The organism is Palleronia salina (assembly GCF_900141995.1).
Classification (GTDB): Bacteria; Pseudomonadota; Alphaproteobacteria; order Rhodobacterales; family Rhodobacteraceae; genus Palleronia; species Palleronia salina.
Genome location: NZ_FQZA01000002.1, coordinates 293,996 through 308,713, shown reverse-complemented (window position 1 = coordinate 308,713; position 14,718 = coordinate 293,996). Strand labels below are relative to the sequence as shown.

General features: G+C 68.0%; 14 protein-coding genes. 10 read left to right on the top strand and 4 right to left on the bottom strand.

Going from position 1 to position 14,718, the window contains the following annotated elements:
* Positions 1-6 precede the first annotated feature (6 nt).
* The 3 genes from BUB76_RS04400 to BUB76_RS04390 all read left to right on the top strand — a co-directional run bounded on the left by BUB76_RS04400 (position 7) and on the right by BUB76_RS04390 (position 3,590).
* A complete protein-coding gene (locus BUB76_RS04400) occupies positions 7-480 on the top strand; it encodes a CreA family protein (protein ID WP_073127145.1) in 474 nt (157 codons plus the stop codon).
* Between the two features lie 180 nt (positions 481-660).
* Positions 661-1,836: an acetyl-CoA C-acyltransferase family protein gene (locus BUB76_RS04395; protein ID WP_073127143.1), complete on the top strand. Its 1,176-nt coding sequence runs from the start codon at positions 661-663 to the stop codon at positions 1,834-1,836.
* A gap of 65 nt (positions 1,837-1,901) precedes the next feature.
* Positions 1,902-3,590: a sensor histidine kinase gene (locus tag BUB76_RS04390; protein ID WP_073127141.1), complete on the top strand. Its 1,689-nt coding sequence runs from the start codon at positions 1,902-1,904 to the stop codon at positions 3,588-3,590.
* Positions 3,591-3,952: 362 nt separating this feature from the next.
* Here BUB76_RS04390 and yaaA read toward each other — a convergent pair whose 3' ends face one another.
* The 3 genes from yaaA to BUB76_RS04375 all read right to left on the bottom strand — a co-directional run bounded on the left by yaaA (position 3,953) and on the right by BUB76_RS04375 (position 7,205).
* The gene (yaaA, locus tag BUB76_RS04385) at positions 3,953-4,738 is read right to left on the bottom strand and encodes a peroxide stress protein YaaA (protein WP_073127138.1); all 786 of its coding nucleotides are present in this window, start codon (positions 4,736-4,738) and stop codon (positions 3,953-3,955) included.
* 56 nt (positions 4,739-4,794) lie between these two features.
* Positions 4,795-6,837 (bottom strand): DNA helicase RecQ, encoded by a 2,043-nt coding sequence (gene recQ / locus BUB76_RS04380; RefSeq protein ID WP_073127136.1) that lies wholly within the window; start codon positions 6,835-6,837, stop codon positions 4,795-4,797.
* Positions 6,838-6,917: 80 nt separating this feature from the next.
* On the bottom strand, positions 6,918-7,205 hold the full coding sequence (locus BUB76_RS04375; RefSeq protein ID WP_073127135.1) for a YggT family protein: 288 nt from the start codon (positions 7,203-7,205) through the stop codon (positions 6,918-6,920).
* A 115-nt stretch (positions 7,206-7,320) separates the two neighbouring features.
* On the opposite strand from BUB76_RS04375, the gene BUB76_RS04370 reads away from it, so the two are divergent.
* The 6 genes from BUB76_RS04370 to arfB all read left to right on the top strand — a co-directional run bounded on the left by BUB76_RS04370 (position 7,321) and on the right by arfB (position 12,469).
* Positions 7,321-7,881: an acyl-CoA thioesterase gene (locus BUB76_RS04370; RefSeq protein WP_073127133.1), complete on the top strand. Its 561-nt coding sequence runs from the start codon at positions 7,321-7,323 to the stop codon at positions 7,879-7,881.
* A 60-nt stretch (positions 7,882-7,941) separates the two neighbouring features.
* The gene (locus BUB76_RS04365) at positions 7,942-9,306 is read left to right on the top strand and encodes an MFS transporter (RefSeq protein WP_073127131.1); all 1,365 of its coding nucleotides are present in this window, start codon (positions 7,942-7,944) and stop codon (positions 9,304-9,306) included.
* Complete coding sequence (gene mepA, locus BUB76_RS04360) at positions 9,303-10,217, top strand: penicillin-insensitive murein endopeptidase (protein ID WP_073127129.1); 915 nt, start codon at positions 9,303-9,305, stop codon at positions 10,215-10,217. Before BUB76_RS04365 ends, mepA begins: the two co-directional genes overlap by 4 nt.
* Positions 10,193-11,068: an esterase-like activity of phytase family protein gene (locus BUB76_RS04355; RefSeq protein ID WP_073127127.1), complete on the top strand. Its 876-nt coding sequence runs from the start codon at positions 10,193-10,195 to the stop codon at positions 11,066-11,068. Before mepA ends, BUB76_RS04355 begins: the two co-directional genes overlap by 25 nt.
* 99 nt (positions 11,069-11,167) lie before the next feature.
* Positions 11,168-11,788, top strand: coding sequence for a queuosine precursor transporter (locus tag BUB76_RS04350; protein WP_073127125.1), 621 nt, complete (start codon positions 11,168-11,170; stop codon positions 11,786-11,788).
* Positions 11,789-12,046: 258 nt separating this feature from the next.
* The gene (gene arfB / locus BUB76_RS04345) at positions 12,047-12,469 is read left to right on the top strand and encodes an alternative ribosome rescue aminoacyl-tRNA hydrolase ArfB (protein WP_073127123.1); all 423 of its coding nucleotides are present in this window, start codon (positions 12,047-12,049) and stop codon (positions 12,467-12,469) included.
* 5 nt (positions 12,470-12,474) lie between these two features.
* On the opposite strand, the gene BUB76_RS04340 is transcribed toward arfB, so the two are convergent.
* Positions 12,475-13,263, bottom strand: coding sequence for a GNAT family N-acetyltransferase (locus tag BUB76_RS04340; RefSeq protein ID WP_073127121.1), 789 nt, complete (start codon positions 13,261-13,263; stop codon positions 12,475-12,477).
* A gap of 159 nt (positions 13,264-13,422) precedes the next feature.
* On the opposite strand from BUB76_RS04340, the gene pncB reads away from it, so the two are divergent.
* Positions 13,423-14,715, top strand: a complete 1,293-nt coding sequence (gene pncB / locus BUB76_RS04335) for a nicotinate phosphoribosyltransferase (protein ID WP_073127119.1) — start codon at positions 13,423-13,425, stop codon at positions 14,713-14,715.
* Positions 14,716-14,718: the final 3 nt, after the last annotated feature.

Genomic DNA, 14,718 nt, shown 5'->3' with positions numbered 1-14,718 from the left:
ACCGCAATGCCCCGTTCCATCCTCCCCGCCCTTGCCCTGGCCGCGGCATTCGCCGCGCCGTCCGCCACCGCCGAACAGGTGGGCGAAGTGGGCGTCGACTGGGTCGGCAACGACATCATCATCGAGGCCATCGCCGACCCCGACATCGCCGGCGTCACCTGCCACATCGCCTATTTCGAGCGCGGCCTGCTGGACCGGCTGAGCCAGGGCAACTGGTTCGAGGACCCGTCCAACGCCTCGATCGCCTGCCGCCAGACCGGCCCCATCGACATGGCCGATCTCGACGAGATCGACCGCAGCGAAGCCGGCGAGCAGGTGTTCCGCGAGCGACGCTCGATCGTCCTGAAATCGCTGCGGATCAAGCGGATCTACGACGAGGCGAACCGCACGCTGATCTACCTTGCCCACGCGGCCGAGATCACGGAAGGCTCGGCCAAGATGTCCATGTCCACGGTCCCGCTCTGGCATCCGGGGATGTGAGGGGCGGCGGGGTGATCGGGGGCGCGGCCCCCGTCCGCTGACGCGGACTCCCCCGAGGTATTTGTGGAAAGATGAAGCCGGGCGCGTGCCCGGACGTCACGCGTCGCGGCGGGATTTTGGCGGGTGACCCGGCTTTGGCGCGGCCTTAGGGTGCGGCCAACGGATCGGGAGGAGTTTACCATGGACGATATCGTAATCCTCGGCGGCGCGCGGACCGCCATCGGCACGTTCGGCGGCACGCTGGCCGGCACGCCGCCCATCACGCTGGGCGCCACGGTCGCCAGGGCGGCGATGGAACGCGCCGGCGTGGAGGGCGGCCAGGTCGGCCACGTGGTCTTCGGCCATGTCATCAACACCGAGCCGCGCGACATGTACCTGTCGCGCGCCGCCGCCATCGAGGCGGGCATCCCTGACACCACCCCCGCCATGAACGTGAACCGGCTGTGCGGGTCGGGGGCGCAGGCGATCGTCTCGGCGATACAGAACCTCGCGCTCGGCGATTGCGACGTGGCGCTGGCCGGCGGTGCCGAGTCCATGAGCCGGTCGCCCTACATCCTTCCCCCCGCGCGGTTCGGCCAGAAGATGGGCGACGTGCGCGCGCTGGACATGATGCTGGGCGCGCTGAACTGCCCGTTCGGCACCGGCCACATGGGCGTCACGGCCGAGAACGTGGCCGCCGAACGCGACATCAGCCGCGCGGCGCAGGACGAATTCGCGCTGGAAAGCCAGACGCGCGCCCGCCGCGCCGTGGACGAGGGCCGGTTCAAGGACCAGGTCGTGCCGGTCGAGGTCCAGGTGAAACGAAACAGCGTGGCCTTCGACACCGACGAGCACCTGAAGGCCACGTCCATGGAGAAACTCGCCGGCCTGCGCCCAGCGTTCCAGAAGGACGGCTCGGTGACCGCGGGCAATGCGAGCGGTATCAACGACGGTGCGGCAGCCATCGTGATGGCCCGTACCGACGCGGCCGAGGCCGCCGGCATGACCCCCCGTTTCCGCGTCCTGGGCTATGCCCACGCGGGCGTGCGGCCCGAGGTCATGGGGATCGGCCCGATCCCGGCCTGCGAGTCGCTGTTCGAGCGCACCGGCCTGTCGGGGGGCGATTTCGACGTGATCGAATCGAACGAGGCGTTCGCCGCCCAGGCCATCGCCGTGAACAGGGCGCTGGGTCTCGATCCGGCCAAGGTGAACCCCAATGGCGGCGCCATCGCGCTTGGCCACCCGGTCGGCGCCACCGGCGCGATCCTGACCGTGAAAGCGATGTACGAGCTTGACCGGACCGGTGGGCGCCGCGGGCTGATCACCATGTGCATCGGTGGCGGACAGGGCATCGCGCTGGCCATCGAGCGGCTCTGACCCGGCGCGCTTAACCGCGCCTTAACCGCGGAGAGGCAAGGCTGGCGGCAGGAGGACTGCCGCCCGTGCCCACCCAACTCGACCGTCTCGTCGCGCAGGAACGCCGCGCCCGGCTGGCCGCCGAACGTCAGCTGAGCCAACGACAGCGCGACCTGCGCACCGCAACCGAGCGGATGGAACGGCGCAGCCGCGTGCTGACCGAAGCGATCCTGGAAAAGCGCGCCCAGCTGGACGAGATGCAGGCCCGCGTGGATCGCGCCAAGCTTCTGGCGCTGGAAACCGAGCAATCAATGCAGGCCACGGTGTCGGACCGGGCGCGGGCCGAGACCAGGCTGTGGCAGGTGCTGAACACCATGCGCGACGGTTTCGCCGTCTTCGACGCCGACCTTCGGCTGGTCTGCGCCAACGCGGCCTACCTGTCGATCTTCGACGGGCTGGACGCGGTCAAACCCGGTATAGCGCTGCGCGATCTATGCCGCCTGATGATCGAGGAGGGCATCGTCGATCCGCGGATGCCGGGCCGCGACTGGATCGCGCAGGTGTTCCGGCGCTACGATCGCTCGCCGGTTCCGGACATGCAGATCCATCTTTGGTCGGGGCAGATCATCACCCTGTCCGACCGCCCGATGCCCGACGGAGGCTTCGTGAGCCTCGCGCTCGATCATACCCACGAGCATTGCATTCGCGGCGCGGTCGAGGCCGTCGCGGACCCTTTCGCCGTCTTCGACCGTGACGATCGGCTGGTTCTGAGCAACGCGTCGTTCCGCGCGCTGGGGTCTCCCGGCCCCGATCCTGCGCCGGAAGACCCGATTGAGGCCGATGGCCTTCTCGGACAGTTCCGCGACGCGGGCAGCGCGCCCAGGGACATCGGTACCGCGGATGGCCGACGGCTGCGGCTGCGCGCGGTGCCGACGCCGGATGGCGGGCGAGCGGTCCACGGCTCCGATATCACGCACCTGGCGCAACAGCGCGCTGCGCTGAACGAGGCCCGCGCCGCCGCCGACGCCGCCGCCCGGGCCAAGTCGAACTTTCTGAGCCGGGTCGTTTCCGAGTTGCGGGCGCCCATGAACGCGATCCTGTGCGTCAGCGAAATGCTGGCCGACGACGCATTGGCGCCGTCGCAAGGCGATATGGTGGAGTCGATCCGAAGCTCGGCGGAGGCCGTGTTGACGCTGCTCGACGGTATTCTCGACATCACCGCGATGGAGGAAGGTCGGCTGGACCTGAGCCGCGCCCCTCTCGACGTGGCGGCATGCGCGCGACAGGCGGTGGCGATCATGCGCGCGCGAGCAGAGGACCGGGGAACCGACCTGAAGCTGACGCTGGACCCCGACCTTTCACCGCGGCGGCTGGGCGATGAAAGGCGCATCCGGCAGGTTTTGGACACGCTGCTGGACGACGCGATCAAGTCGACCGAAGGCGGCGAGGTCGAGTTGTCGATCTCCGGTTCACCGCGAGACGGGGACACCCCGAGCCTCATCGAGATAGAGGTCTCGCGTCTGGGACCCGGCACTTCGGCCCCGGGCAGGCCGGGGACAATCCAGCCTGTCGGTCGAGACGAGGAAAGCGACACTCGGCATGGCCAATCCTACGGTCTCAGCCGTTCGGTCTGCCACGCGCTGGTCGAGATGATGGGCGGGACCATCGGGGTGCGAAACAGCAGCGAGGGCATGGCGATCCACGCGACCCTGGATCTTCCGCCGGTCCCTGCGGAAGGCGCCGAGATGGTGCCATCAGAGCCTCGTGCCCCCTAGCCAAGCCATTGGGCCCGTCGTTCTCGTCCATTGACCGGGCGGCGGTTTACAGAGTGCCAGCGGCACGGCGGCAAAAGACCATTGGAGAAACCTAAGCTGTCCCTTGTCCGCCCTGCCGCAGATGGGCGCATCAGCTCGGCGCCGTTTTCTTCATCGGTCTTGTCCGCGTGCGGGAGGATGTTCACACGATGCCCAAAAGGACCGGACGACCAACGAGGCAAGGACGGGGAAGAGCCTTAAAGCGCGCCCGATCTCCCCAAGGACCGCCATGGCCGCTCGGGCCCGGTCAGACGCAGATCGAGTTGTATGCCACGGTCCTGAGACGGACAGGTGCGTCCCACCTGCTGTCGCGAGGAATGCTGTCAGGCAGCGTCGGCCGCCGCGGCCTCGGACCGGTAGAAGGCGGGCGCATCGGGCTCGGACAGCTCTTCCGAGTAGACGTAGCCGCCCGCGTCGAAATCGCGGAGCGCGTCCGGATCGGTCAGGCGGTGTTCGCAGATGAACCGCGCCATGGCGCCGCGGGCCCGCTTGGCGTGGAAACTGACGATGCGCGGCCCCTTGGGTCCTTCCTCCAGGAACCTGGGCGTGATGACGCGCAACTTGAGAGCATCCCTGTCCACCGCGCCGAAATATTCCTGGCTCGCGCAATTGACCAGCACGTCGGTGCCCAGGTCCGCCGCCTGGTCGTTCAACGCCTGCGCGATGGTGTCGCCCCAGAAATTGTAAAGGTCCTTGCCCCGCCGGGATTTCAGCTTCGACCCCATTTCCAGCCGGTACGCCTGGATGGAATCCATGGGCCGCAGCACACCGTAGAGCCCCGACAGGATGCGCAGGTGGCCTTCCGCGAAATCCAGCGCGGCGTCGTCCAACGTCTCGGCCTCGAGCCCCTGGTAGGTGTCCCCTGCGAAGGTCAGCACCGCGGGCCGCGCATTGTCGATATCGGGCGCATTCTCCATGGCGCGGAACCGGTCGCGGTTCAATTTCGCCAGGTCGTCCGACAGATCCATGAGCGATTTCAGGTCCTGCAGCGATAGCTGCCGCGCGTGGCCCGCAAGAATGTTGGCATCCCGCTGGAATTCGGGGCGCTGGACCGTGTCATGCGGCACGTCCCACTCCAGGCGTTTGGCGGGCGACAGAACGATCAGCATCGGCGGCTCCTTGCGATTTCACTTCGATACTGATGCTAGCACCAGGGCCGAGGGCCTCAACCTTCGTCCAGAACGGCGAGGAAAGCATCGCCGAACCGGTCGAGCTTGGGGCCGGTAATGCCCGGCGCGCGCGACAGGTCGTCCAGCGTCGATGGCTTGCGTTCGGCGATCCAGCGCAGGGTCGCGGCATTGCAGCTGAGCGGCTTGCCGGTCCCGTCGGCGCCGCGCGACAGGCGGGCCTGGACATCCTGCAGTCGGTCGAAGGTCGTTCCCGCCGTCCGGCCGGCCAGCTTGCGGCGGGCCGGGTGCATCTCGCCCGCGTCGGCGCCGGTGATGACCTTCAGGAAGGTGGCGCCGTAGCGCTCGAGCTTGACCGCGCCGATGCCCGAGATCCCGGCCATGTCGTCCATGGTCTGGGGCTTGCGCTCGGCCATCTCGATCAGGGTGCGGTCGGGGAAGATCACGTAGGCGGGCACCGATTGCGCCTCGGCCAGCGCGCGGCGCTGGGCCTTCAACGCCGACAGGAGCGGCGCGTCCTCGTCATCGACCAGTGTCTTCACCGCCGGGCGGTCGCGCGCTTGCAGCGCGTCACGCCGCAGGTCGATGGAGGCCTCGCCGCGCAGGATCGGCCGCGCGGCATGGGTCATGCGCAGCGCGCCGTGCCGCTCGGCATCCGGGCGCACCAGGTCGTGGCCCATCATCTGGCGGAAGATCCCCTGCCAGTGTTTCTTGCCGTGCGCCTTGCCGACCCCGAAGGTCGGCAGGCTGTCGTGCCCGCGCTGGCGGATCTTGTCGGTCATGGTGCCGGTCAGGATATCGATTAGGTGGCCGGCGCCGAAATATTCCTCGGTCCGCAGGATGGCCGAAAGCGCCATGCGCACCGCCTCGGTCCCGTCGAAGGTTTCGGGCGGGCGGTCGCACAGGTCGCAATTACCGCAGGGCGCGGCCTCTTCCCCGAAATAGGACAGAAGCTGCACGCGGCGGCAGCCCAGCGCCTCGGCCAGCCCCAGAAGCGCGTTCAGCCGTCCGTGATCGGCGTCCTTGCGCTCGGGCGGGGCCAGGCCCTCGTCGATCTGGATGCGCCGCAGGCGGATGTCGTCGGGGCCGTAAAGGGTCAGAGTCTCCGCCGGCGCACCGTCGCGGCCCGCGCGGCCGATCTCCTGGTAGTAGCCTTCGATCGACTTCGGCAGGTCGGCATGGGCGACCCAGCGGATGTCGGGTTTGTCGACCCCCATGCCGAAGGCCACCGTCGCGCAGACGATCAGACCGTCCTCGCGGGCGAAGCGGCCTTCCACCGCGCGGCGCTGATCGGCTTCCATCCCGCCGTGATAGGCGCAGGCCGGGTGGCCGTCCTGCGAAAGCGCCTGTGCCAGGCCTTCCGTCTTGGCCCGCGTGCCGCAATAGACGATGCCCGATTGTCCCTTGCGGGCGCGGGCGAAGTCCAGGATCTGGCGGCGGGGCTGGTCCTTGGGCCGAAAGGCCAGGTGGATGTTGGGCCGGTCGAAGCCGCGCAGGAACTGCACCGGCTCGCGGCCCGCGAACAGCCGCTCGACGATCTCGGCCCGTGTCTCGGCATCGGCGGTTGCGGTGAAGGCGGCCAGCGGCACGTCGAGCGCCTGCCGCAGCTTGCCGATCCGCAGGTAGTCGGGGCGGAAATCGTGGCCCCACTGGCTGACGCAATGCGCCTCGTCCACGGCGATGCGGGCGATCCCGGCCTCGTTCAGCATCCGGTCCATTCCGCCCGAGGCCAGCCGCTCGGGCGCCATGTAGAGAAGGCGCAGCGACCCGTCATGCAGGCCGCGCCAGACGGCGTCGGTCTCGGCCTCGGTGTTGCCCGACGTCAGCGCGCCGGCGGCGACGCCCGCCTCCTGCAACGCGCGCACCTGGTCGCGCATCAACGCGATCAGCGGCGAGATCACCAGCGTCACGCCATGGCCCAGCAAGGCGGGCAGTTGATAGCACAGCGACTTGCCGCCGCCCGTGGGCATGATGGCCAGCACGTCGCGGCCCTCGGCCACGGCGGTCACGATGTCTTCCTGCCCGGGGCGGAAATCGGAGAAACCGAACACCTCGGACAGGATCGCACGGGGGTCATTCATGGGCGATCTGCGGCTGGGTCAGTCAGGGATGCCACCCTGATCCCACATCGCGGAATCACGCACAAGCGCGGCGGGTCGCCTCAGTAGAAGGCGGCGGCGTTGTTGATCAGGATGATGCGCAGCGCGTAGATCGCGATCAGCGCGACCAGCGGGGCAAGGTCCAGCCCGCCGGTATTGGGCAGCACGCGCCGGATGGGGCCGTAGATCGGCTCGAGCATCCGGTTCAGACCGTCCCAGATCTGCGCGACCAGCGGCTGGCGCAGGTTCAGAACCTGGAAATTGATGAGCCACGACATGATGATATGGGCAATCATGATGAACCAGATCACGTCGAGGATCAGCATCAGGATCTGGAAGATCGAGGTCATGGCCGGGGCTCCACCGCTTGCAATCCCGCCCGATCTAATGGCACCGGGACGCAGCGACAAGGCTTGACGGGAGGCAGGCGTCGCGACACCTGCCGGGTCAAAGGAGTGCTGCCGCATGTATCCCGTCATCCGCATGGCCAAGGAAGCCGCGAAATACCGCAACGCCCCACGGCTCGGCCTGTTCGACACCCACGAAAGCCGCCACGTCTGCTGGCCGCACGATATCGACCTGTGGATGGAGCTGAACAACGGTCGCACCCTGACGCTCTATGACCTCGGCCGGATGATCCTGTTCATGCGGATCGGCGTCGTCGACGTGATGAAGCGCGAGAAATGGGCGGGCACCATCGCGGGGGCGTCGGTGCGCTATCGCGCCCGCGTCCGGATGTTCGACCGGATCGACATGCGCACCCGCGTCGTCGGCTGGGACGACCGGTTCCTTTATATCGAGCAGGGCATGTGGCGGGGCGAGACCTGCACCTCGCACGCGCTGCTGCGCACGGCGGTGACGTCGAAGGCGGGGCTGGTGCCCATGGCCGACGTGGCCAAGGTGATGGACGGCGTGCAAAGCCCGCCCCTGCCCGACTGGATCGCCGAATGGGCCCGGGCCGAGGCCATGCGCCCCTGGCCGCCCATGCAGGACCAGCTCGCGCCGAAGCTGGCCGCGCAGGGATAGATTGCACGACCGCCGGTTTGGCTGTTTGAATGCCCGCGACGGGCAGGAGAACGGGCAGCCATGGCATCCATCGAAGACGGCAGCGCGGCCGCGACCGGCGCGCGCAGGCGCATCTGGGGCTGGTTCTTCTTCGACTGGGCCAGCCAGCCCTACAATACCCTGCTGATCACCTTCATCTTCGGCCCCTACATCAAGGACCTTCTGGGCGACGGGACGCAGGCACAGGCGGTCTGGGGCTACGGTATCGCGGCCGCGGGTATCGTCATCGCGATCTTCGCCCCGATCCTCGGCGCGGTGGCCGACCATTCGGGCAGCCGGATGCGATGGATCTGGATCTTCTCGGTCCTTTACGTGGTCGGATCCGCGTCGCTGTGGTTCGCCGCGCCCGGCGATTTCAATCTCGGGCTCATCCTGCTCGGCTTCGGGATCGGCCTGATCGGGATGGAGTTCTGCACGATCTTCACGAACTCCATGCTACCCGACCTCGCCCCCCGGGACCGGCTGGGCCGAATCTCGGGCTCGGGCTGGGCCTTCGGCTACCTGGGCGGGCTCGTCGCTTTGGTCATCATGCTGACCCTTTTCGCCGAGGATCCGGCGACCGGCGTCACGCTGATCGGGATCGAGCCGATCCTGGGCCTCGACCCCGAGGCGCGCGAGGGCACGCGCTTCGTCGGGCCGCTGACGGCCTTGTGGTTCATCGTCTTCATGGTGCCGTTCTTCCTGTGGGTCCGCGAGCCCCGCGCCCATCGCAGTGCCAGCCTTTCGGACATTCGCGGCGCGCTCTCGGGGCTGGGCCGCACCATTCGCCGCCTGCCCGAGACGCCCAGCCAGTTCAGCTTTCTCGTCGCGTCCATGTTCTACCGCGACGGGCTGAACGGCACCTACGCGCTGGGCGCCATCTTCGCCGCCGGCGTGCTTGACTGGTCGGTGGTGCAGACAGGCACCTTCGGCATCCTCGCCGTGGTCACCGGTGCGGTCTTCGCCTGGGTCGGCGGACGTGCCGATCAGCGCTTCGGCCCCATGCCGGTCATCGTGGTCTGCTGCGTGACGCTGATCGGGGTGATCGTCGCCTCGATGTTCATCTCGCGCGAAAGCGTGCTGGGCGTGGCGCAGGGCGTGGGCTCGACCACCCCGGACAACGCCTTCATGATCGTCGGCGCCCTGATCGGGGCCGCCGGTGGCGCGTTGCAGGCCGCGAGCCGCACCATGATGGTCTACCAGGGCAATCCCCACCGCATGACCGAGGCGTTCGGTCTCTACGCGCTGGCGGGCAAGGCCACGTCGTTCATCGCGCCCCTGTCCATCGCGGTCGCGACGCAAGTCACGGGCAGCCAGCAATTGGGGATCTCGCCCCTCATTATTCTTTTCGGCTTGGGGTTGTTCCTGCTAATCTGGGTAAAACCCGACGGAGCTCGAGCAGTATGAGACTTTCTCTTCTTCTGGCCGCGGCCGCACTGGCGCTTGCGTCGTGCAGCGGCGGAACCGAGCGGACCGTTCCCCTCCCCAGCATGGCAGGGGTCGAAGTGAACCAGAGCGCGCTGGCCAAGACGATGTTCGGCGCCAAGAACCTGGACGCCCCCCTGCCCGCCGCCGCCTATGGCGGCTATTCCCGCGGCTGCCTCGCGGGCGGTCAGCAGCTGGCCGATACCGGGCCAACCTGGCAGTCCATGCGGCTCAGCCGGAACCGGAACTGGGCGCATCCGACCACGATCGACTTCGTCCAGGATTTGTCGCGCAAGGCGGCGTCGCTGCCGGGCTCGAACGGGCTTTACGTGGGTGACATGAGCCAACCGCGCGGCGGACCCATGCTGTCCGGCCACGCCAGCCACCAGAGCGGGCTGGACGCCGACATCTGGCTGATGCCCGCCACGCTGGGCCTGTCGCGCCAGCAGCGCGAGGAGATCTCGGCCGTGTCGATGCAGCGGGCGAAAGGCGCCTATACCAACGATCGCTGGTCCGCCTACCAGCACGAGCTGGTGAAGGCCGCGGCCAGCGATCCCCGCGTGGCGCGCATCTTCATCTTCCCCGGCGCGAAGGTGCAGATGTGCAAGGACGCCACCGGCGACCGCAGCTGGCTGCGCAAGGTGCGCCCGTGGTGGGGCCACCACTACCACATGCACGTGCGGCTGAACTGCCCCCCCGGATCGCAGGGGTGCGAGAACCAGGATCCGATCCCGGCCGGTGACGGCTGCGCCGATGCGCAGCAATGGGTCAACAACATCCTGAACCCGCCGCCGCCGAAGCCGCGCGATCCGAACGCCCCCGCCCCGCAGCCGAAGCGTGAACTGCGCGTCGCCGATCTGCCGCAGGCATGCCAGGCCGTCCTGGCGCGCTGATCCTTGCCACCCTGTTGGCCATGGCGGCCGCCCCGATCGGGGCGGCCGAATTCGTCGGTGCATGGGAGTGGGAGGCGGACGGCACCGATTTCGGCGGTTTCTCTGGGCTCGAGCTGTCGGCTGATGGCATCACCGGACACGTGCTGGACGACAGCGCGCGGCTGATGGGCGTGACGCTGGACCGGGATGCCGCGGGGGCTGTGACGGGCGTCACGATCACATCGGACGACAGGCTGCACGACCCGCGCGGACGGACCCTCATGGGCGACTATGCCGACAGCGAGGGGCTGGCCGTCGACCCCCAGGGCCGCTTGACCGTCTCGTTCGAGAACTGGCCGCGCTTGTGGGTCTACGACACGCCCGGCGGCCCGGCCACCGCATTGCCGTTCTACCCGGGTTTCATGTCCTTCCGCACCAATGGCGGGCTGGAAGCGCTGGCCATGGACGGGGACGGCGCGCTCTACACCCTTCCCGAGAGGCTGGCCGGCGACCTGCCAAGCCCGCTGCTGCGCTTGCGTGGCGGCGAATGGGAGATCGTGGGCATCCCCGAGATCCGCCACGGCTTTCGCCCGGTCGGCGCCGATTTCGATGACCGCGGGCGGCTCTACATCCTCGAGCGCAAGTTCCAGTGGATCGGCTTCCGCAGCCGGGTCCGCCGCCTGACGCTGGATGACCAGGGGATCGCGCGTGAAGATGTTCTGCTGACCAGCCGGCTGCGGCAGCACGACAACCTGGAAGGGATCGCCATCTGGCGCGACGACCGGGACCGGCTGCGCGCCACCATGGTTTCGGACGACAACTTCCTGCCGGTGCAGCGGACCGAGTTCGTGGATTACATCCTGCCCGACTAGGCCCACGTGCGCCCCCTGCCGCCCCCTTGCCACACGGGCGCGATGGGTCTAATGCCGCGCGATCAAGTCTCCGACCACCTTGTCAAAACGGAAAAATCCATGACCCGTCTTCTTCCCGGCGTGATCGCCATGGCCGCCATCGTGGTGGCATCGAACATCCTCGTGCAGTTCCTGTTCGGCCAATGGCTGACCTGGGGCGCCTTCACGTATCCGCTGGCCTTCCTGGTCACCGACCTGATGAACCGCCTTTACGGCCCCTCGGCCGCGCGCAAGGTCGTGTTCGTCGGCTTCGTCGTGGGCATCGTCTGCTCGCTGATCGGCACGCAGATCATGGGCGAGTTCGGCCCGCTGGTCACGTGGCGCATCGCGCTGGGATCGGGCCTGGCCTTCCTGACGGCGCAACTGCTGGACGTGTCGGTGTTCGACCGGCTGCGCGGCGGGGCATGGTGGCGCGCGCCGCTGGTGTCCTCGATCGTCGGATCGGCCGTCGATACGGCGATCTTCTTCACCGTGGCGTTCAGCGGCGCGCTGAGCTTCATCGAGCCCGCCAACGACGTGTCCTGGGCCGGCGAGGTCCTGCCATTGCTGGGCGTCGGTCCGGCCGTGCCCCTGTGGGTCAGCCTGGCCGTGGCCGACTGGTGCGTGAAAATGGGGCTGGCCCTGATCGCGCTTGTGCCATTCCGCGCCATCGTCAAAGCGAATCGCCCACAGCTTGCGTAAAAAGTTTTGACAAACGCAAAATCTGTGCCACGCTCCAAGATATCGGAAATCAACGAAAGGAGGTGGTCCAGTGTCTAGAATGATGGTGGAGAACGAGGTCGGAACAGTCATGGAGGTTCGCGCCTGAGGGCAGCCCCGTGGGCGACACCGCATGATTGGGCACCCGCTCTAACCGGGCCCATCTCCTTAACATTCGATAGGGCCGCTGATCCGATCAGCGGCCCTTTTCGTAGGCCCGTCCGCCCCTAGCTCATCGCCATGACCCTGCGCATCACCGACAGCATCAGCATCGAGGACTGGGAACTGACCGAGCAGTTCACCCAGGCCGGCGGCCCCGGCGGGCAGAACGTCAACAAGGTCGCCACCGCGGTCGAGCTGCGGTTCGAGGCCGATCGCTCCCCCAACCTGCCGGGACCGGTGAAAGCGCGGCTGAAACGGCTGGCCGGCCGCCGCTGGACCCGCGACGGCGCCGTCCTGATCCAAGTGGCCGAGACGCGCCACCAGGCCCGCAACCGCGACATCGCCCGCGATCGTCTGGTCGAGCTGATCCGCGCGGCCACGCAGAAGCCCAAGCGCCGCATCCCCACGAAGGTCTCGCGCAACCAGAAGCGCAAGCGCGTCGCCGCCAAGCGCAAGCGCGGCGAGGTGAAGGCCCTGCGCGGACAGGTCGATCCGGACTGAGGGCGTCAGCGCGACAGGCGATCCGTCGACGTCGAAAACATGACGACCGCCCGGTCCGGCATCTGGCGCAACCCGCAGCTTTCCAGCATCGCGCGGGACGGCGCGTTGTCCCGCGCCACGAATTCGATGCTGCCGCCCGCGCCCAGCGCGTCGACCGCCTCGAGATTGGTGATGGCGTCCACCTGCCGCCCCAGGCCAAGGCCCCGCAACTCGGGATCGACCGCGATCAATCCGACCCAGGCGTCACGGTGGAACGGGCTGAACCGGTTATGCGTCATCCCCGCGAACCCGGCCGCGGCGATCCTGCCGTCGCGGTGCGTGATGACGACCAGCCGCGCCGGGAACAGCCGCCCCGTCAGCGCATCCCGCGAAAACGGCGAAACGCCGTGACCGTCGAGAAAGGCCTGCACCGCGTGCACCACGTCGTCCGTCAACGCATCGACGGACAGCCGCATCAACGTATCGGGCAATGGCGCGGCGGCCAGGGGTCCGCACACCGCGCGCAGGGTATCCGCATCGGCGCGGAAGATGTCCCAGTGATGCAGGTTCGGCGAGAACGCCGAAAGCTCGCGCGTGGCCCGCTCGACCACCTCGGGTCCGACGCCGCGAAGGGTGACGATCCCCTCGCGCGCCATGACGTCGCGCAACCTGTCCCAGCCCAGCGCCTCGGGGTCGTCCGACGAGAAGGCCCGCGCGTGGACCACCGCGCCGGGCAGGTCCCGAAGCTCGGCGACCTCCGCATCGCGGGCCCCTTGCAGGGCCTGCACCTGCGCGCTTCCGAAATATCCCCGCATGCTGCCCTCCCCGCTCGGTGATTTCACGATAGCAGAGGCCGTTGACCGGGCGTTAACCTTATTGCACCACGCCGCGGTGGCAGAGTCCGCCCCGGTCGCGCCCTTGCCCCTGTCGCCGGGCCATGCGTTTATCCGGGCGAAATGATCGAAAGAGGCCCCATGGTCGACATCGCCACCCGCGTCTGGAACCACAAGTGGAAGATCGACCCGATAGTGCGGTCGTTGATCGACACCGATTTCTACAAGCTGCTCATGTGCCAGTCGGTGTTCCGCAACCATCCCGACACGCAGGTGACCTTCAGCCTCATCAACCGCAGCACCGACGTTCCGCTGGCCCGCCTGATCGACGCGGGCGAGCTGCGCGAACAGCTGGACCACGTGCGATCGCTCAGCCTCAGCCGGGGCGAGTCGACCTGGATGCGCGGCAACACCTTCTACGGCAAGCGCCAGATGTTCACGCCCGAGTTCATGGACTGGTTCGAAGCGTTGCGCCTGCCGCCCTACCACCTGGAACAGAAGGGCGACCAGTACGAGCTGACCTTCGAAGGCTCGTGGCCCGAGGTGATGCTGTGGGAGATCCCGGCCCTTGCCATCCTGATGGAGATGCGCGGGCGTGCCGTGCTCGACGACATGGGACGGTTCGAGCTTCAGGTCCTCTATGCCCGCGCCATGACCAAGCTGTGGGAAAAGGTGAAACGCCTGCGCGGGCTGGACGGTCTGCGCATCGCCGATTTCGGCACGCGGCGGCGGCACAGCTTCCTGTGGCAGGACTGGTGCGTGCAGGCCATGCAGGAGGGGCTGGGCACCGCGTTCTCCGGCACCTCCAACTGCCTGATCGCCAAGAACCGCGACCTCGAAGCCATCGGCACCAACGCGCACGAGATGCCCATGGTCTATGCCGCGCTGGCCAAGGACGACGCGGCGCTGGCCCGCGCGCCCTACGACGTGCTGAGCGACTGGCACGAGGAACACGACGGCAACCTGCGCATCATCCTGCCCGATACCTATGGCACGCAGGGCTTCCTGGACCGCGCGCCCGACTGGCTGGCCGGCTGGACCGGCATCCGCATCGACAGCGGCGACCCGGCGAAGGGCGCCGAGATCGCCATCGACTGGTGGCGCGCGCGGGGCGAGGACCCGACCGAGAAGCTCATCATCTTTTCCGACGGGCTGGACGTGGCGAAGATCGAGGAGCTTCACCGCCAGTTCGCGGGACGTGTGCGGGTCAGCTTCGGCTGGGGCACCCTGCTGACCAACGATTTCCGTGGCCTGACCGAGGGCGACGCGCTGGCGCCGTTCTCGCTGGTCTGCAAGGCGGTGGCGGCGGATGGCCGGCCGACGGTCAAGCTCAGCGACAACCCGGAAAAGGCGATGGGGCCGCCCGACCAGATCCGGCGCTACAAGGACGTCTTCGACGTGGGACAGCAGGAGCGGCTGGAAGTCGTGGTCTGACCC